Raw genomic sequence first — 16,837 nt, forward strand, 5'->3', positions numbered from 1 at the left:
TTTGCCGTCGGCGGGCACCGCACGGCAGGGTGCGGGTGTGCCCACCTTGCTGATCGTCCACCACACCCCCTCACCGCACTGCCAGGCCATGTTCGAGGCCGTGGTCTCCGGGGCGACCACCCCGGAGATCGAGGGCGTGCGGGTCGTGCGGCGGGCGGCGCTCTCCGCCACCGCCGCCGACGTGCTCGCGGCCGACGGGTACCTGCTCGGCACCCCGGCCAACCTCGGCTACCTCTCCGGTGCCCTGAAGCACTTCTTCGACCAGATCTACTACCCGTGCCTGGACGAGACGCGCGGCCGCCCCTTCGGCGCCTACGTCCACGGCGGCAACGACGTCACGGGCGCCCTGCGCGCCCTCGACTCCATCACCACCGGCCTCGGCTGGCGCCGGGCGGCCGAACCGGTCACGGTGACCGGCGAGCCCGGCAAGCCCGACATCGAGGCGTGCTGGGAACTGGGCGCGACGGTCGCCGCCGGCCTCGCCACCGACGCCTGACCCGGTTCCGGGTGCCGATCACCCGGACGGACGAAGGTGCGGGCACCGGATCCAGGGCACACGATGGGACCAGGCCATGTCGTCGATCCCAGGGAGCGCCGGATGGCAGCGCATCGCCGTGCCTCCGGGCCGCCCGCGGAGGAGCTGCTGCGGGACTGCGCCCGTGACGTGGTGGCCGTCGCCGAGGGCATCCGCGAGGTCTCCGCGCGGACCAGCTCCGTCCTGTTCTCCCCGGCGCTGACGGGTTCCGCGCGCCGCCGCCCGCGAACCGGCCTGGCCGCCCGCTGGGCGCTGCTGCGGACGCTCACCAACAAGCAGGGCCTCGGCGGCTCGGCGATCGTCGCGCCGGACGGCGTCGGCCATCTGCTCGGCGCGGCGGGGGAGGCGCTGGGCCGGGAGAGCCTGGCCGCGCAGGTGGCGGTGAGCTCGCTGCGGCTCAGGATCGCCGCCGTACTCCTCGACCACCCCGAGTTCGGCCACGACCCGGGCATGCGCCGGCTGACGGACGCCGTCAGCGCCGACCACGTCCCGGAGGCCGTCCGCGCGCTGCGGGCCCTCTTCAAGGACCAGGGCGCCCAGCGCTCGCTGTCCGCGCTCGCCCCGATCCTGGCCGAACTCCTCGCCATCCGGGGCCTGCTGGACGAGGATCCGCTGAGCGACGAGACGGCCTGGGCCCTGGCCGCGGGCCGGGAGCTGGCGGCCGGCCCGGCCGGCGGCCTCGACGCCTCCCACCTCTCCGTACCGGCCAGGGGCGAGGGCGCCGCCCAGGCCGTCGAACCGACCGCCCAGGAGGCCCGGCTCCTCGCCACCGAGGGCTCCTTCCTCGGCTTCCTGCGCAACATCGACGTGCTCGCCGGCGACGGCCGCGTCCTCGTCCAGGAGGTACGCGGCCCCGACGGTGTGCTCCGGTACGTCGTCCAGGCGCCCGGCGCTTCCCCCGGCCGCCCCCGCGACGACTCCCCGCAGGACTTCGCCGGCGCCTGGCGCAACCTGTTCCTGTCCGACTCGCCGTACACCCGCTCGGTCCTGCTGGCCATCCGCGACCACGGCATCCCGCGCGGCGCCGACCTCGCGCTGGTCGGGCACGGCGAGGGCGCGATCGCGCTGCTGAACCTCGCGCAGGACGACGAGTTCTGCCGCGCCTACCGGGTCACCCATGTGATCGCCGTCGGCGCGCGGGTGGACGACCGCCGGCCCGCCGACCCGCGCACCTGGGTCGCCGGCATCACCAACCGGCACGACATCGTCCCGGCCCTGGACGGCCCCGGCGCCCCGCACCCCAACCGCTACCGGGTCGACTACACCGGGCCCACCCGCGAGTTCCCGCACTGCCACCTGCTCCGCGTCTACATCGACCACCTGGAGACGGTGATCCCGCAGGCCCGCGCCGACGTCGACCAGGCCCTCGCCCCCTACCGGGGCCCGGTGGAACGCACCCGCGTCTACCGGCTCAGGGACCGCGCCCGCCCACCGGAGGGCTATCCCTTCCTGGCGGTCCCCACCACCAGCGTCGCCACCTCGGCGGGCCCGGTCGACGTCCCGGTGCGCTACTACGACTCCTCGGCCGCGCACCTGTGCTTCCCGGTCGACACGGACGTGGCCGGCAGCCTGCTGCCCGACGTCGCCTGGCTGGTCCCCGCCCGGCTCGGCCGCCGCGCCCTCGCCGTGCTCTCCCTCTACGAGCACCGCTGCACCACCATCGGCCCCTACACCGAGCTCGGCCTGTCGGTGCTGGTCGACGACCTCTGGCGGCCGCGCGCCTACGACCTCGCCGCGGACCTGCTGCGCCGTGCCGACCTGCGCCGCACCGGACGGTACGTGGTCGCGCTGGCCGTCGGCACGGAGGAGGCGCGGGCGGTGGCCGAGGAGATCTGGGCCCAGCCGGCCGTGCGCGGCACCGCCGACGTCGATCTGCAGGGACGGGAACTGCGCGTGTACGCACCCGAGTTGGGTGTCTCGGTCGAGGGCCGCCCGGGCCCCGGCGCCCGCTGTCCCGAGGCGGACTGGGTGCTCTACGGGCGCCGGGGCGGGAGCACCGTACGCACCCTGGTGCGCGCGCACGGCAGGTCGCGCGTCCATGCCCGCCCCCGGCTGCGGCTGCGCCTCGACGGCGCCCACGGGCCGCTCGCCCGGTACCTGCAGATCCTCGAACTCGACGCCGTACGACCCGGGTTCGTACTGTCCAGCCCCCGGTTCACGGCCCGCAGAAGCGCCGGCGCGGTGCTGCCGCGCTAGGCATCCCCCCCGACGACAGGTGAGCCCCATGGCGACCCAGTCCCGCCCCGTCACCGCCGCCCCGGAACTCCTCGCGTACGTGGACGACCTGAGAGTCGACGCGGACCGGATGGACGGCTACGCCCAACGGCTGCGGGGCGCCGCCGAGACGCTGGGCAACTGTGCCGGGGCGCCGGAGCGGTGCCGCGCCGCCCTCGAGCGGCAGGCGACGGCCTGTGTGACCGCGGCGGTACAACTGCGGTCGGCCGCTACCACGTTGCTGACGCATGCGGCGGAGTGAGCGGGTGCGGCCCCCGAACACGCGGTGTGGTGAACGCACGGTGTGGCGAACACGCGGCCCGGCGGACATGCGGCGCGGCCGGGACGGTGGCGTCCCGGCCGCGGTGTGGCCGTGCCGGCTCAGCGTGTGGCGGTGCCGGCCGGAGCGGTGTGGGGCTGTTCCGGGCCGGGCTTGGGGCGGGTGCGGGTCCAGGACGGGTCGGCGGCGGGGTCAGGAGTGGGGGGACGGTCCATGGGTCGGAGGGCCTCCTGAGCTGTGGGGGGTGGTGAGCGGTGCGTCCGGTGCCGTCGACAGCTCGGCCCAGACGACGCGGGCGGAGGGCCGCCCCTCCGGCGCGGCCGTGACGCCCCAGTCGACACTGAGGGCGTCGACGAGGAACAGGCCGCGGCCGTTCTGCTCGTCGGGTCTGGCCCGCCGGGGCGCCGGGAGCACGATGCTCCCGTTGTTCTGGTCCTCGACCTCGATCCGGATCCGGTCGGCGTCGGCGTGCACCCGGCAGATGATCCGCCGGCCGGCCGAGTGCACGATCGCGTTGGTGACCAGTTCCGAGGTCACCAGGACCGCGTTGTCGCGGGCCTCCTCGCACACGCCCCACGAACCGAGCAGTTCGCCCACGCTCCGGCGGGCGTTGCCCACCGCGCGCGGCGTCGGCGCCAGGTCGAAGGCCCGGCTGAGCACGGCGGGACGGTCCCCGGAGGCGAACCGGTCGAGGCCTTGCGGCCCAGGGAGTCGACCGAGGCGTTCGCCTCCGGGTGGTCTGGGGATGCCCGTCGCGTCCGACGGGCGGTGCGGGCCCTCGGCCGCGGCCGCCAGGGCGGGCCGCGGCAGACCGGGTATGTGGTCCTCGGGCAGTCGGTCGAGTGGCTGGGGGAGAGAGGGCGGGGCCATCGCCGTGCGCCTTTCGTCCGGCTTCGCAGCGTGGGGGCTGAGCGTTCGCGTCCGCCCCGGGCCGCTCGGGGGCAGACGACGACCCGTGCCTGGGCGGCGCCGGGCCGCAGCTCAGTCTCCCCCAACTGGACTGCTTCGCCTGCTCCTTGGTCGGCCGGAGCAGTGCCTCCACTCTGGCATCTGCCAACATCGCCTCGCAACCGGCAAGTTGAAAATTGCAAGAAGCGAAGTGCATGCTGCTCCCCGACAGGAAGTGATCGAACGAGTCCGTGAACGATCACAACCACATGAGACGGTGACCCTGAAACCTGGTGTGAGGGGGTAGGGCGTGACCTCGGAGACCGACTGGGGCGGAGCCCCTTCCGTCCTGCGCATGATCCTCGGCAGACAGCTGGAGGAGATGCGGACCCGGGCCGGACTGACCTATGAGCAGGCGGCCGCCGCGATCGGGGTGAGCCACTCCACGATCCGCCGGATGGAGGCCGCCAAGGTGGCCCGGCTCCGGCTGGCCGACGCCGAGAAGCTGCTGCAGGTCTACGGTGTGACGGACCGCCAGGAGGTCGACACCTTCCTGCAGTCGGTGCGCGAGGCCAACAAGCGCGGCTGGTGGCACACCTACCGCGATGTGATGCCGGACTGGTTCGCCGCGTATCTCAGCCTGGAACAGGCGGCGTTGCAGATCCGTGCCTACGAGAACCAGTTCGTGCACGGCCTGTTGCAGACCCGACAGTACGCCGCCGCCCTGCTCGGCGCCGGCAACCCGCACGCGCCGGGCGAGGCGACCGAGCGCATGGTGGCGCTGCGCATGCGCCGCCAGGAACTGATCACCCGGGAGGCACCCCCGCGACTGTGGGTCGTGATGGACGAGACGGTGCTGCGCTGGCCGGTCGGCGGGTCCGAGGTCATGCGCGCCCAGGTCGACCACCTGATCGAGATCAACCGGCTCCCCAACGTCACCTTGCAGATCATGCCGTTCGCCAACGGCCCGCACCCCGCCATGCGCGCGGGTGCGTACCACCTCTTCCGGTTCCGGGCCCCCGAACTGCCCGACATCGTCTATCTCAACGGCCTGGTGGGCGCCGTCTACCTGGACAAGAGCGACGACGTCGTGGTCTATCGCGAGGCCCTGGACCGGTTGGGCGCGCAGGCAGCGCCCGCCAGAAAGACCGAGGCCTTCCTCGGTGCGATTCGCAAGGAGCTCTGACGTGCACCACCCCATACACAACGGCATTCCGTCCCGGCAACTCGGCGCGCGCGGCTGGTCCAAGCCGTGGAGCGACGACGCCGGCGGCGCCTGCGTGGAAGTGAAGAAGCTCGCCGACGGCCGGGTCGCGGTACGCCAGTCGACCGACCCCGACGGTCCGGCGCTGGTCTTCACGCCCCGTGAGATGACGAGTTTCCTGTCCGGAGTGAAGGCGGGTGACGCCGACTTCCTGATGTGATCGGATTTCCCGGAACTTCCTTGCTATAGCTGATCGTTCAACCAACCCCCCACACCTGACGCACCACCCGCAGCCCACCGAACACCCCCGCATCCCTCACCTGAATGGGAGACACGGCGTTGCCCGACAACGGATGGCCGGCCGACCGCATCGACACCGAGAACGCGCACTCCGCGCGGATCTACGACTACATCCTGGGCGGCAAGGACTACTACCCCGCCGACCAGGAGGCGGGTGACGCGATGTCCCGGGAGTGGCCCGCGCTCCCGATCCACATGCGCGCCAACCGCGACTGGATGAACCGCGCCGTGCGCTGGCTCGCCGAGGAGGCGGGGATGCGCCAGTTCCTGGACGTCGGGACCGGCATCCCCACCTCCCCGAACCTCCACGAGATAGCCCAGGCGGTGTCCCCCGACTCCCGGGTCGTCTACGTGGACAACGACCCCATCGTCCTCACCCTGTCCCAGGGCCTGCTCTCCAGCACGCCGGAGGGCCGGACGGCGTACATCGAGGCGGACTTCCGCGACCTGACGGACCTCTACGAGGCCCCCGAGCTGCGCGAGACCCTCGACCTGGACAAGCCGGTCGCGCTCACGGTGATCGCCATCGTCCACTTCATGCTCGACGCGGACGACGCGGTGGGCGTCGTCCGGCGGCTGCTCGAACCGCTGCCGTCGGGCAGCTACCTGGCGATGTCCATCGGCACCGCCGAGTTCGCGCCCGACGAGGTGGGCCGGGTCGCCCGCGAGTACGCGGCCCGCAACATGCCGATGCGGCTGCGCACCATCGACGAGGCCCACGCGTTCTTCGACGGCCTGGAGCTGGTGGAGCCGGGCATCGTCCAGGTGCACAAGTGGCACCCGGACGGCACCGGCGAACAGGGCATCCGCGACGAGGACATCGCGATGTACGGAGCGGTCGCCCGCAAGCCGTGACATGACTCCGTGCCGGGGCCCGGCTCACCTTCCCGGCCCCGGCACGGTCGTTCCAGCAGGCCGGCTCAGGCGTTCGGGTCGAACGAGATCCCGGACGGCATGGAGTACCCCAGGTTGGCGTTGAACGAGCCGTCCTTGATCTTGATGGTGGCGTCGCCGAAGTCCGCGTTCATCAACTTGTCGCGGTAGCCCGCCGGGTAGCCGTCCCAGCCCACCAGCCGCGGGAAGAACCAGCCGCCGGTCACGTTCTCCGGCGGGTCGTCGTTGGAGTTGGCGAACCGGAAGTCGTGGGTGGACAGGCCGTCCTTGTGGTACACGATCTTCGGGTGGGTGCCGTCGAACCGGATCGCCGAGGCGGCCGCCACCTGGTAGCTGCTGTGCTGCGACACCGAGACGTACTGCACCTGGTTGTTCTGGATCCACACGATGACGTGTTCCCAGTCGTGCCGGTGACCGATGGCCAGCGGCCCGTACGTCGCCTGGTCCTTCTCGAAGTAGCTGGCGTACATCACCGCGCACCAGCCGTTGTTGCACTTCTCGCGCGAGTAGGTGTTGGCGTTGGCGAGCTGCGCGTAGTCGTGGCAGTGGCCGTTGACGTCACCGCCGAGCGAGAGACCGGGGTTGATAGTGCCGTCGGCGCCGATCGCGGCGGTGGTGTAGCAGCCGTCGCCGTCGTAGTCGTAGGCCGGGGAGAACGTCTGCTCCAGGCCGTCGGCGTTCTGCGGCAGCAGGGTCAGGACGTCGGCGTGCGCGGTGGCGGGCACGGCGACGACCAGCGCGAGCGCGCCGAGGGCAGCGGCGAGGGCCTTGCGCAGCGGCCGTCTGCGGGTGGGGGACTGCAGGTCGGGCATGTGGGCTCCCTGTCGGTGAAAGGCGATGCGGAGTCTGGCAGTCGGCTCCGGCCGGTGACCACCCTTACGACTTAACTTTGACCCAAAGACAATTGAACAGACGGCCCAACTGCCTTGCTGTCAGACGCTGTTGACCTGCTGTGAGTCCCCCGGTTGCGGTTGCCGTGCGCTCCGTCGGTGGTCAGGCTGCTCGTCGGTTCGTCCGCCCCCCCACCGCCCGAAAGGGAACCCCCAGTGAGCGACACAGACATGCCCTCCGCCCGGCTGAACCGGCGCGGCTTCCTCGGCGCCGCAGCCGCGGCCGGACTCCTCGGCACGCTGGCCACACCGGCCGAGGCGAAGACCGCGGCCGCCACGGTGATTTCAACGGAGTCCGGCCAGGTCACCGGAGTCCAGGGCAGCCTGCGGGGCGTCACCGTCTACAAGGGCATCCCGTACGCCGACACCACCGCGGGCGCCAACCGCTGGCGCCCGCCGCAGCCGGCCCCCTCCTGGAGCGGGGTCCGGGCCGCCGACTCCTGGGGCCCTGCCTGCCCGCAGCCCGTCACGGGCATCCCGGCCGACCAGGTGCCCGAGCTGGGCGAGGACTGCCTGAACCTCAACATCTGGACGTCGGCCACCGGTTCGGGGAACAGCCGCCCCGTCCTCGTCTGGCTGTACGGCGGCGAGCAGGCCCTGTGGTCGGGCCAGGAGATCTACAACGGCTCCCTGCTGGCGTCCAAGGGCGTGGTCGTGGTGACCCTCGACCACCGGGTCGGCCCGCTCGGCGGTCTCGCCCACCCCGAGCTGACCGCCGAGTCCGTGTACGACGGCTCCGGCAACTGGGGGATCCTGGACGTCGTCGCCGCGCTGGAATGGGTCCAGCGCAACATCGGCGCCTTCGGCGGCGATCCGGACCGGGTCACCCTGGCGGGCTGGGCACAGGGCGCCTCCATCGTGAACATCCTGCTCGCGTCCCGGCGCGCCAAGGGCCTCTACCACCGCGCGCTGCTCTCCTCGGGCGTGCGGTACACGAAGGACCCGGGACTCGCCCGGGGCACCGGCCGCTACCGGAGCCTCGCCGACGCCGAGGCCGACGGCACCGACTTCGCCGCCCGGTCGGGCGCCGCCGATCTCGCGGCCCTGCGCGCGCTGGACGCCGACGACATCGTCACCCTGGCCGCCGCCGACACCACCGCCGACTTCGGCCACGTCCTCGACGGATACGTCCTGCCCGACAGCTACACCGCCGTACTGAAGGCCTGCGCCGAGACCGACGTGCCCGTCCTCACCGGTGTCTGCAAGGACGCGAACGGCGCCTCGCCCGACCTGAAGCTGACGCTCGACGCGTTCAAGGCCTACGCCCGGTCCGAGTTCGGCCCGCTGGGTCTCGCGGACACCTTCCTCGGCCTGTACCCGGCGGACAGCGACACGGCGGCCGCCCAGCAGTACAGCGCCTACGCCCGGGACGAGGAACGCGTCTCCGCCTTCCTGTGGGCGACCCAGTTCAAGGACACGGCCGCCAACTCCAGCGCCGTGCACACCTACTTCTGGACCCGCGTCCCGCCCGGGTACGACGACACGAACCCGGTCGTCGGCACCGGCGCGACCGGCGCCTTCGAGGGCTCCGACGTCTACTACCTGCTCGGCTACCTCTACAACACCGACCGCCCCTGGACCTCCAAGGACTACGACATCGCCGACACCACCGCCTCCTACGTCGCCCGCTTCGCGGCAGGCGGCGACCCGAACGGGTCCTCCCTGGCCAACTGGCCCGCCCTCGCCACCGACACCCCGCAGACCATGGAGCTCGGCGCGAACTTCGGCACGCTCGCGGTGGCCGACAGCGACGCCAAACTCGCCTTCCTGAAGACGTACCTGCAGTCGCAGACCACGGAGTTCTGAGGCCGCGTTCCGAGGCCCGGGGCCCGGGGCCCGCTACGCCCGGGCGGAGTCGTGGGCCGAGCCGTGGCCGAGGATGCCGTGGTGGTGACGGTGGTGCACGGTCGGGGTGCGCTGCAGGGCGATCAGAGCCGCGTCGTCGCCGAGGTGGCCGCCGGCGTGCGCCAGCAGGTCGCGCCGGATGTGATGCATCAGCGCCTCCGGAGCGGCGTCGGTCCACTGCGCCACCCGCTCGGCGAGCGGGTAGAAGCGGCCCTGCGCGTCCCGGGCCTCTACGACACCGTCGGTGTAGAGCAGCAGGGTGTCACCGGGCTCGAAGGAGAACACGTCCAGGGTGTGCTCGGCGCCGCCCGCCTCGGGTACGCCGAGCGGCGGCGACGGGTGCAGGCTCGGCACGGTGACCGCGTGCCCCGGGCTCAGCAGCAGCGGCGGCGGATGGCCGGAGCTGGTCATCCGGGTGACCGGGTCCTCGTCGGGGATCTCGACCAGCAGCGCGGTGGCGAACCGCTCGCCCGCCTCCTCCGGGGGCTCCAGGTCCGCCGCGTACCGCTGCACACTCTGCTCCAGGGCGGCGGCCAGGTCCGGCAGCGTGACGTGCCGGTGCGCGGACTCCCGGAAGGCGCCGAGCAGCAGGGCCGCCTCGCCGATCGCGGACAGCCCCTTGCCCCGCACGTCGCCGATCATGACCCGGACCTCGCCGTCGCAGCGGGTGGCCGCGTACAGGTCACCGCCGATCTGCGCCTCGTCCTCGGCGGCCAGGTACAGCGAGGCGATCCGCAGCGGGCCGATGTGCTCGGGCAGCGGCCACATCAGGACGTGCTGCGCCGCCTCCGCGACCGTGCGCACCTGGGCCAGCTGGGCACGGCGCCGCTCGCGGACCGCGCTGTAGATCACCACCATCACCGAGAGCAGCGTCAGGGTGACGATCTGCACGATGTGGTTGGCGGTGGTCAGACCGCCGTGGAACACGGCGATCACCACCTGGGCGGCCACCGCCAGCGCCCCGACCAGCGCGGTCGACCGGGGACCGGCGAACGACGGGGTGAGCGCCGGGGCGATGACCAGGGCGGGGCCCAGATGGATGTCCTTCGGCGTGCGGAGGTCCGCCACCGTGATCACCAGGATGAGGATGATCGGGAGCAGCAGCAGCGCGTGCGACGACTGCCACGAGCGCCGCAGCCCCGTCGCACAGCTCTGCAGCTTGCCCATGCCACCAGCGTGCGCCACGGCCGGGGGACCGGCCACCGCGCGCCGGAGGGCACCCTAGAGGTCCACGGAGCGCATCCCGGCCTCGTCGTAGCGCTCGCCCGCCGCCCGGGGCACCTCGGCCTCGATACGGGCCAGGTCCTCCTTGGTCAGCTCGACGTCGACGGCGCCCGCGTTCTGCTCCAGGTAGCCGACGCGCTTGGTGCCCGGGATCGGCACGATGCCGTCGCCCTGCGCCAGCACCCAGGCGAGGGCCAGCTGCGCCGGGGTGACGTCCTTCTCGGCGGCGATCTCCTTCACCTTGGCGGCCAGCCGCAGGTTCGCGTCGAGGTTGTCGCCGGTGAAGCGGGGACCGGTGCGGCGCCAGTCGTTCGCGTCGAGGTCGTCCGGGGAGGAGAACCGGCCGGCGAGGAAGCCGCGGCCCAGCGGCGAGTACGGGACGAACCCGATGCCCAGCTCCCGGCAGGTCGGCAGCACCCCGTCCTCGGGGTCGCGCGACCACAGCGAGTACTCGGTCTGCACGGCCGTGACCGGGTGGACCGCGTGGGCCCGCCGGATCGTCTCGGGACCGGCCTCGCTCAGCCCGATGTGCCGCACCTTGCCCTCGGCGACCAGTTCGCCCAGCGCGCCGACGGTCTCCTCGATCGGCACGTTCGGGTCGACGCGGTGCTGGTAGTAGAGGTCGATGTAGTCGGTGCCCAGGCGCTGCAGCGAGCCGTGCACCGAGCTGCGGACGTGCTCGGCCGAGCCGTCCTGCGGGCCGATGCTGCTCATGTCGCCGGGCACGGCGTGGTCCATCCGGTAGTTGAACTTGGTGGCGATCACGTACTCGTCCCGGTGCCCCCGGACCGCCTCGCCGACGAGCGACTCGTTGGTGAGCGGCCCGTAGAGCTGCGCGGTGTCGAGGAAGGTGACACCGAGTTCCAGCGCGCGGTGGATGGTCCGCACGCCCTCGTCCTCGTCGGCGGTGCCGTAGAAGGCGGACATGCCCATGCACCCGAGGCCGATGCTGCTCACCTGAAGATCCCGCAGATTGCGCTGTCGCATGTGACTCCCAGCCTTTCCCGCTGACGCGTTCTCCTCATGGACGCTACGACTTGAAGAGCACTCGAAGTCAAACGGGCGGCGCCGATCCGGTACACCTGGACCCGGAGCCGTACCAGAACCCGTCGCCGAGCCCGCCCGCGGAGGCCGCATGCTGCTGCGCCAGCTCGAATACCTCGTCGCGCTCGCCCGGGAACGGCACTTCGGCCGGGCGGCCGCCGCCTGCCACGTCTCGCAGCCCTCGCTGTCCGCCGCGATACGGCGGCTCGAACACGAACTGGCGGTGCCGATCGTGCGTCGCGGCCGCCGCTACGAGGGCCTGACCCCCGAAGGCGAGGTCGTCCTCGCGTGGGCGCACCGCATCCTCGCCGAGGGCGACGCGCTCCGCCAGGAGCTGTCGGCGCTGCGGGACGGCCTCACCGGCACCCTGCGCCTCGGCATCGTCCCCACCGCCGTCCCCGTCGCCTCGCTCCTCACCGGCCCCTTCTGCGACCGGCATCCGCACGCCCGGGTGGCCATGGAGTCCCTGTCGTCCGCGGACATCCGGCGCGGCCTCGCCGAGTTCGAGCTGGACGCGGCCATGACCTACCTGGACGACGACGAACTGCGCCACGTCCGCCGCTTCCCGCTCTACGAGGAGCGGTACGTCCTGCTCACCCCGGTCGGCGGCCCCCTCGGGGACGCGGTCACGGCCACCTGGTCCGAGGCCGCCGCCCTCCCGCTGTGCCTGCTCGGGCAGCGGATGCGCAACCGGCGGATCATCGACGACTGCTTCGCCGCCGACGGCGCCGCCCCCGTCCCGGCGATCGAGTCGGACAGCGTGGCCGGGCTGTACGCCCACCTCCCCGGCGGCCGCTGGTCCAGCGTGATCTCGCACGCCTGGCTGCACATGTTCGGCGTACCGGAGGGCATGCGCGTCGTCCCGCTGGAGGGCCCGGCCCACGGCCCCCGGGTCGGACTCGTCGTCGCCCGCAGCGAACCCCAGTCCGTGCTCGCCCGCGCCCTGGTGAAGGTCGCCCGGGAAGCGGGCCTGAGAGACGCCCTCGACAGCCGGCTGCACGCGGTCCTGGACGGCCGCGCCCCATGATAGAAGCGGGCTATCAAGGCATAGCAACATTCGCTTTGACCTGCGCAGTTGTCTCCGAGGATCGTGAAGGGCGCCCATCCGCAACGGAGTTGAGGAGCCGCCACCATGGCCAAGGTGCTCTGCGTCCTGTACGACGACCCGACCGACGGATACCCGAAGAGCTACGCCCGCGACGACATCCCCGTCATCGACCACTATCCGGGCGGCCAGACCACCCCGACCCCCGAGGCGGTCGACTTCACCCCCGGCCACCTGCTGGGCAGCGTCTCGGGCGAACTCGGCCTGCGCTCCTTCCTGGAGAAAGCCGGCCACACCCTCGTCGTCACCTCCGACAAGGACGGCGCGGGCTCGGTCTTCGACCGTGAGCTGGCCGACGCGGACGTCGTGATCTCGCAGCCGTTCTGGCCGGCGTACCTGACCCCCGAGCGCATCGCCGCCGCGCCGAACCTCAAGCTGGCGGTCACCGCCGGCATCGGCTCCGACCACGTCGACCTGGACGCCGCGATCGCGCACGGCGTGACGGTCGCCGAGGTGACGTACTGCAACAGCATCAGCGTCGCCGAGCACGTGGTGATGATGATCCTGGGGCTGGTCCGCAACTACCTGCCCTCGCACCAGGTGGTGCTCGACGGTGGCTGGAACATCGCCGACTGCGTGAGCCGGTCCTACGACCTGGAGGGCATGCACGTCGGGACCGTCGCGGCCGGCCGGATCGGGCTCGCGGTGCTGCGCCGGCTCGCGCCCTTCGACGTGAAGCTGCACTACACCGACCGGACCCGGCTGCCCGAGTCCGTCGAGCGCGAGCTGAACCTGACCTTCCACGAGAGCGCGGCCGCCATGGCCCCGCACTGCGACGTCGTCACCATCAACGCGCCCCTGCACCCGGAGACCGAGGGCCTGTTCGGCGACGAGCTGCTGGGCAGCATGAAGCGCGGCGCCTATCTCATCAACACCGCCCGGGCCCTGATCGTCGACCGGGACGCCGTCGACCGGGCGCTGCGCGGCGGACAGCTGGCCGGCTACGCGGGCGACGTCTGGTACCCGCAGCCCGCGCCCGCCGACCACCCCTGGCGCACCATGCCGCACCAGGGGATGACCCCGCACATCTCCGGCTCCAGCCTCTCCGCGCAGGCCCGCTACGCGGCCGGCACCCGGGAGATCCTGGAGTCCTGGCTGGCCGGCCGGCCGATCCGCGACGAATACCTGATCGTCGACGGCGGCCGACTGGCCGGCACGGGAGCCAAGTCGTACTCCGTGCACACGCACTGAGCGGGTCCGGCGGAGGCGCCCCGAAGGGGGCGCGGGGAACTGCGCGACCAGCCACGACGGCACCGCAGTCGGCAGACGGCACATCGCGGCACTTCAAAGCGGAGTGCTCAGGTGTTCAGCCGGACGGGCAGCTCGAACAGGTCGTTCTGGGTGACCACCGGCTTGTTGCGCAGCTCGGACGCCGGTACCGCGAGGTCGAGGCCGGGGAAGCGGTCGTACAGCGCGGGCAGCGCGACGCCCGCCTCCAGGCGGGAGAGCGCCGCACCCGGGCAGACGTGCGGGCCGTGCCCGAAGGAGATGTGCCGGTTCTGCGTCTCCCGGGTGACGTCGAACTCCCCGGCGCTCGGCCCGTGCGCGTTCTCGTCGCGGCCGATCGCGGCGTACGACACGATCAGCGCGTCGCCCGCCGGGAGCACCTTGTCGCCGACCGGCACGTCCTCGGTGGCGAACCGGATCAGGACGTGCGAGGTCGGGGTGGACCAGCGCAGGGTCTCCTCGACCACCGCCGACCAGTCCACCTCCCCGGAGAGCACCTTGGCGCGCTGGCCGGGGTGGGTGGAGAGGTTGACCACCGCGTTGACGATCAGGGAGATCGTCGTCTCGTGCCCGGCCGCCACCATCAGCTGGAGGGTGGAGACGATCTCCGCGTCGGTGAGGTGGTCGCCGTCCTCGGAGGCCAGGATCAGCGCGCTGGTGAGGTCGTCGCCGGGCTCGGCCCGCTTGGCGGCGACCGTCGCCGCCATGATCCCCGCCAGCTCGGTGAGGGTCGCTATGACCTCCGCGGGCGGGGTCTGCGTCGAGAAGAACTTCTCGAACAGCACCTTCAGCCGGGGCAGTTCGGCCTCGTCGATGCCCATCAGGTCGGCGACCACGAACATCGGCAGCGGGTAGGCGAAGGCCGCCTTGAGATCGACCGTCTCCGCGTCCGCCGGGAGCCCGTCGAGCAGGTCCTGGGTGAGCTTCTCGATCCGCTCCCGCATCTGCTCCACCCGGCGCGGGGTGAGCGCCTGCGCGACCAGCGTGCGCATCCTGCGATGGTCGGCGCCGTCCACGGTCAGCATCGAACGGCCGGGGTTGGCGAGGCCGATCAGCGGCCAGTCCGGCGCGATCTCCCCGCGCTGCCAGGCACCCCACACGTTGATGTCCTTGACCAGGCGCGGGTCGTTGAGCAGCGCCTTGGCCTCGGCATGGTGCGTGACGGCCCAGACGGGAACCCCGCCGGGCAGTTCCACGGCCGCGAGCGGACCGGCGGCGCGCAGCCGCGCGCTCTCGCCTTCGAGGTCGGTGACGAACGGGTCGAGGGCGATCCGGGCTTGTTCGGTACCGGTCGTCATCGTGGCATGCCTCCCAGGGCAGGGTCGGGTAACTGCGCCATTCGGTGTGCTGCGCCTGTCTGTCGGTGCGAGGTGCGGATCAGAGGGTGGGTACGGGCGTGAACCGGACGGGCAGTTCGGTCAGCCCCCGCAGCCAGGGCGAGGGCCGACGGGTGAGGGACTCCGCCGGGACCGCCAGGTCGATGTCCGGGAGCCGGTCGAGGACGACCTCGATGCCGGTCCGGGCGACCACCTCGGCGACCTCCTGGGCCGGGAACGGGCAGCGGTGCTCGCCGTGCCCGAACGAGAAGTGCGCGTTGTTGCCGCCGGTCAGCGCGGAGGCGTCGGTGCGGACCTGCGGGTCGGAGTTGGCGCCCTGCAGGCCGAGGATCAGCAGGTCGCCGGCGCGGATCCGGCGGCCGCCCAGCTGGGTGTCGCGGGAGGCCCAGCGGCCCGCGATGTTCTGGCTGGGGGTGTCCTCCCAGAGCACCTCGTTCATCGCCTCGGCGACACTGTTGCGGCCGCCGAACAGGGAGGCGGCGAACCGGTCGTCGGTGAGCATGAGGCGCAGCGAGTTGCCGATCCAGTCGGCGGTCGGCTGGTGCCCGGCCGCCATCATGACCATCAGGTCCTGCATGATCTCTTCGTCGGTGAACCCGCTCTTGTCCTGGAGCATCCGCGACACCACGTCGTCGGCCGGGTCCGCCTTCCGGTCGGCCAGCAACTGCGCCATCGACGTGGCCAGATGCATCTGCCCGGCGAGCGCCCGCTCACGCCCGTCGATCATGTCGTTGAGCGCGGTGACCAGGCCGGGGCCCTCCTCGTCGGAGAAGCCGTACAGCCGTGCGAGGACCCGCACCGGCAGCAGCATCGCGTACTGGCCGATCAGGTCCGCCTCGCCGCTGGTGCACAGCCCGTCGATCAGCTCGTCCGCGAACCGCTCGGCGTGGCCGCGCAGTTCGAACGGGTCGACGGCCTCCAGCGCGTCGCTGATCATGCCGGCCCGTTCGCGGTGCCGTTCGCCGACGGTGTAGAGGATCGACGGCTGCTTGCGGCCGATCATCGGCAGCAGCGGCCAGTCGTCGGGGATCATGTCCCACTGGTTCCACAGGTCCGAGTCCCGGCTGAACAGCACCGGGTCCCCGGTCACCTGGTGCAGTTCGCGGTAGCCGACGACCAGCCAGGCGGGCACGTCACCGTCGAGCACGACGGGGGTGACGGCGCCGTGGTCGCGCCGCATCTCGCGGTACAGACGCGCCGGTTCGGTCTGGAACCGGGGGCCGCCGAGCGGCACGGCATCGGGGGTCACACGAACTCCTGTCGGGGCAGGTCCGCCGGTGCGGACGGGCCGGCGTACCGGTTCTTGACGTGCTGGACGAGCGTGATCAGCACCTGCTTGCCGGACTCCCGGGAGCGGGCGTCGCAGTCGACCAGCGGGACGTGCGGATCCAGGTCGAGGGCGTGCCGGACGTCCTCGGGGCTGTGCACGGGCCCGCCGAAGTGGTTGCAGGCCACGATGAACGGTGTGCCGTGCTTCTCCAGCCGGTCGATGGCGTACCAGGAGTCGCCGATCCGCCGGGTGTCGACGAGGACGACCGCGCCGAGGGTGCCGGAGAACAGCCGGTCCCACAGGAACCAGAACCGCTCCTGGCCCGGCGCCCCGAACAGGTACAGCACGTTGCGGGCGTCCAGGGTGATCCGGCCGAAGTCGAAGGCGACGGTGGTCGCGGACTTGCCGCGCACCTCCCGGATGTCGTCGACCTCCTCGCCGGCCTGGGTCATCGTCTCCTCGGTGTTGAGGGGACGTATCTCGCTGACCGAGCGGACCAGGGTGGTCTTGCCGACGCCGAAGCCGCCCACGACCACGATCTTGAAGCCGTTGTCGGCGGAGGCACCCAACGGGGTGCGCA

At 72.2% G+C, this 16,837-nt stretch carries 16 protein-coding genes; 9 read left to right on the plus strand and 7 right to left on the minus strand.

The window, feature by feature from the left end:
• The first annotated feature begins 37 nt into the window (after positions 1-37).
• The 3 genes from ACFWPQ_RS15805 (at position 38) to ACFWPQ_RS15815 (ending at position 3,011) form a co-directional block, all read left to right on the plus strand.
• Positions 38-496 (plus strand): flavodoxin family protein, encoded by a 459-nt coding sequence (locus ACFWPQ_RS15805; RefSeq protein WP_384033997.1) that lies wholly within the window; start codon positions 38-40, stop codon positions 494-496.
• Between the two features lie 102 nt (positions 497-598).
• A complete protein-coding gene (locus ACFWPQ_RS15810; RefSeq protein WP_384034000.1) occupies positions 599-2,731 on the plus strand; it encodes a hypothetical protein in 2,133 nt (710 codons plus the stop codon).
• Positions 2,732-2,759: 28 nt separating this feature from the next.
• Positions 2,760-3,011: a hypothetical protein gene (locus tag ACFWPQ_RS15815; protein ID WP_384034003.1), complete on the plus strand. Its 252-nt coding sequence runs from the start codon at positions 2,760-2,762 to the stop codon at positions 3,009-3,011.
• A gap of 210 nt (positions 3,012-3,221) precedes the next feature.
• On the opposite strand, the gene ACFWPQ_RS15820 is transcribed toward ACFWPQ_RS15815, so the two are convergent.
• Positions 3,222-3,899, minus strand: a complete 678-nt coding sequence (locus tag ACFWPQ_RS15820; protein ID WP_384034005.1) for an ATP-binding protein — start codon at positions 3,897-3,899, stop codon at positions 3,222-3,224.
• Positions 3,900-4,227: 328 nt separating this feature from the next.
• Here ACFWPQ_RS15820 and ACFWPQ_RS15825 point away from each other — a divergent pair, with 328 nt between their 5' ends.
• The 3 genes from ACFWPQ_RS15825 (at position 4,228) to ACFWPQ_RS15835 (ending at position 6,276) form a co-directional block, all read left to right on the plus strand.
• Positions 4,228-5,103, plus strand: coding sequence for a helix-turn-helix transcriptional regulator (locus ACFWPQ_RS15825; RefSeq protein WP_361287404.1), 876 nt, complete (start codon positions 4,228-4,230; stop codon positions 5,101-5,103).
• 1 nt (position 5,104) lies between these two features.
• Positions 5,105-5,341, plus strand: coding sequence for a DUF397 domain-containing protein (locus tag ACFWPQ_RS15830; protein ID WP_174856016.1), 237 nt, complete (start codon positions 5,105-5,107; stop codon positions 5,339-5,341).
• Positions 5,342-5,460: 119 nt separating this feature from the next.
• Positions 5,461-6,276, plus strand: coding sequence for an SAM-dependent methyltransferase (locus ACFWPQ_RS15835; protein WP_361287407.1), 816 nt, complete (start codon positions 5,461-5,463; stop codon positions 6,274-6,276).
• A gap of 65 nt (positions 6,277-6,341) precedes the next feature.
• Here the strand turns inward: ACFWPQ_RS15835 and ACFWPQ_RS15840 are convergent, their stop codons facing one another.
• Complete coding sequence (locus tag ACFWPQ_RS15840) at positions 6,342-7,127, minus strand: NPP1 family protein (RefSeq protein WP_384034009.1); 786 nt, start codon at positions 7,125-7,127, stop codon at positions 6,342-6,344.
• Positions 7,128-7,361: 234 nt separating this feature from the next.
• Between ACFWPQ_RS15840 and ACFWPQ_RS15845 the strand changes: the two genes are divergently transcribed.
• Positions 7,362-9,011, plus strand: a complete 1,650-nt coding sequence (locus ACFWPQ_RS15845) for a carboxylesterase/lipase family protein (protein ID WP_384034012.1) — start codon at positions 7,362-7,364, stop codon at positions 9,009-9,011.
• Between the two features lie 33 nt (positions 9,012-9,044).
• Here the strand turns inward: ACFWPQ_RS15845 and ACFWPQ_RS15850 are convergent, their stop codons facing one another.
• Positions 9,045-10,217, minus strand: coding sequence for a PP2C family protein-serine/threonine phosphatase (locus ACFWPQ_RS15850; protein ID WP_361287416.1), 1,173 nt, complete (start codon positions 10,215-10,217; stop codon positions 9,045-9,047).
• 54 nt (positions 10,218-10,271) lie between these two features.
• On the minus strand, positions 10,272-11,261 hold the full coding sequence (locus ACFWPQ_RS15855) for an aldo/keto reductase (RefSeq protein WP_361287419.1): 990 nt from the start codon (positions 11,259-11,261) through the stop codon (positions 10,272-10,274).
• Between the two features lie 148 nt (positions 11,262-11,409).
• On the opposite strand from ACFWPQ_RS15855, the gene ACFWPQ_RS15860 reads away from it, so the two are divergent.
• Positions 11,410-12,345: a LysR family transcriptional regulator gene (locus ACFWPQ_RS15860; RefSeq protein WP_384034016.1), complete on the plus strand. Its 936-nt coding sequence runs from the start codon at positions 11,410-11,412 to the stop codon at positions 12,343-12,345.
• A 105-nt stretch (positions 12,346-12,450) separates the two neighbouring features.
• Complete coding sequence (locus ACFWPQ_RS15865) at positions 12,451-13,614, plus strand: NAD-dependent formate dehydrogenase (RefSeq protein ID WP_384034019.1); 1,164 nt, start codon at positions 12,451-12,453, stop codon at positions 13,612-13,614.
• A 107-nt stretch (positions 13,615-13,721) separates the two neighbouring features.
• Here the strand turns inward: ACFWPQ_RS15865 and ACFWPQ_RS15870 are convergent, their stop codons facing one another.
• The 3 genes from ACFWPQ_RS15870 to ACFWPQ_RS15880 all read right to left on the minus strand — a co-directional run bounded on the left by ACFWPQ_RS15870 (position 13,722) and on the right by ACFWPQ_RS15880 (position 16,826).
• Positions 13,722-14,948: a cytochrome P450 gene (locus ACFWPQ_RS15870; RefSeq protein WP_384034022.1), complete on the minus strand. Its 1,227-nt coding sequence runs from the start codon at positions 14,946-14,948 to the stop codon at positions 13,722-13,724.
• Positions 14,949-15,027: 79 nt separating this feature from the next.
• Positions 15,028-16,236, minus strand: coding sequence for a cytochrome P450 (locus ACFWPQ_RS15875; protein ID WP_384034025.1), 1,209 nt, complete (start codon positions 16,234-16,236; stop codon positions 15,028-15,030).
• Entirely contained in the window at positions 16,233-16,826 is a 594-nt protein-coding gene (locus ACFWPQ_RS15880; RefSeq protein ID WP_361288016.1) for an ATP/GTP-binding protein, read from the minus strand. Before ACFWPQ_RS15880 ends, ACFWPQ_RS15875 begins: the two co-directional genes overlap by 4 nt.
• Positions 16,827-16,837: the final 11 nt, after the last annotated feature.

The sequence above is a fragment of the Streptomyces sp. NPDC058464 genome (assembly GCF_042721035.1).
GTDB lineage: Bacteria > Actinomycetota > Actinomycetes > Streptomycetales > Streptomycetaceae > Streptomyces.

Coding starts and splice junctions, on each gene's coding strand:
- ACFWPQ_RS15810 (WP_384034000.1), top strand. CDS start 599: ATGGCAGCGCATCGCCGTGCCTCCGGGCCGCCCGCGGAGGAGCTGCTG.
- ACFWPQ_RS15855 (WP_361287419.1), bottom strand. CDS start 11,261: ATGCGACAGCGCAATCTGCGGGATCTTCAGGTGAGCAGCATCGGCCTC.
- ACFWPQ_RS15840 (WP_384034009.1), bottom strand. CDS start 7,127: ATGCCCGACCTGCAGTCCCCCACCCGCAGACGGCCGCTGCGCAAGGCC.
- ACFWPQ_RS15870 (WP_384034022.1), bottom strand. CDS start 14,948: ATGACGACCGGTACCGAACAAGCCCGGATCGCCCTCGACCCGTTCGTC.
- ACFWPQ_RS15815 (WP_384034003.1), top strand. CDS start 2,760: ATGGCGACCCAGTCCCGCCCCGTCACCGCCGCCCCGGAACTCCTCGCG.
- ACFWPQ_RS15860 (WP_384034016.1), top strand. CDS start 11,410: ATGCTGCTGCGCCAGCTCGAATACCTCGTCGCGCTCGCCCGGGAACGG.
- ACFWPQ_RS15850 (WP_361287416.1), bottom strand. CDS start 10,217: ATGGGCAAGCTGCAGAGCTGTGCGACGGGGCTGCGGCGCTCGTGGCAG.
- ACFWPQ_RS15820 (WP_384034005.1), bottom strand. CDS start 3,899: ATGGCCCCGCCCTCTCTCCCCCAGCCACTCGACCGACTGCCCGAGGAC.
- ACFWPQ_RS15865 (WP_384034019.1), top strand. CDS start 12,451: ATGGCCAAGGTGCTCTGCGTCCTGTACGACGACCCGACCGACGGATAC.